Source organism: Psychrobacter sp. 1Y4, assembly GCF_051847555.1.
Window position 1 is genome coordinate 1 of the sequence record NZ_JBPYDE010000687.1, and the last position, 651, is coordinate 651.

Sequence of the window (651 nt, forward strand, 5' to 3'; positions counted from 1 at the left end):
AAATTAGAACCAGAATTTGACCCCCGCAGTCAAACTACTGCTATCAACCGATTCATTTTCTTGACGTCGTTGACCACGAGCCTTGCCAAGCGCTGTCTCATAACTCACGCCCACATAAGGGGCTAGTTGGCGACTGAACGTCTCGTAAGTCAGCCTAACCTCAGCTTCCATCTCATTAAAGCCTTTGGTAATGCCATTATCATGGTCATCTTTACTAAAGGCAGTCAATCCCACCTCTGGTATGACTACCCAATGCTGATCTAAACGCCATTCATACTCTGCGCCTAAATCAAGGCGAAGTTGACCATCGGTATATAAGTAGGCTCTCGCATCTGTTTCAATGAAATACGGTGCGGTACCGACAATGCCTGCCATAAGGGCAGCGTTATCATTTTCAGTATCGTAAGCGACACCAGCTTCCCCATTCCAGAAAATGCTCAGTGGTTTCCAATAAGCAAGCGAGCTTAAGCTATCTATTTCTTTATCATCTTTAGTCTGAGCACTACCCTCGGTACGTAGTCTTATACGATTACTGTCAGTACCATACCAACCCGTCGCCTCGAAGTTGATTTGGTCTTCATCGAACTGATAGCCCAAGTCGTCTACTGACACTCCCCATAATGGCATGCTGCCCATCATCATTGGCTTACC

The 651-nt window shown here is 46.2% G+C and carries 1 protein-coding gene; it reads right to left on the reverse strand.

All coding sequences use genetic code 11. The annotated features are described in order from the left end of the window. Positions 1 to 3: 3 nt before the first annotated feature. Positions 4 to 651, reverse strand: a 648-nt coding sequence (locus ACS8FC_RS18340; protein ID WP_439297841.1) for a copper resistance protein B, incomplete at its 5' end; no start/stop codon positions are given.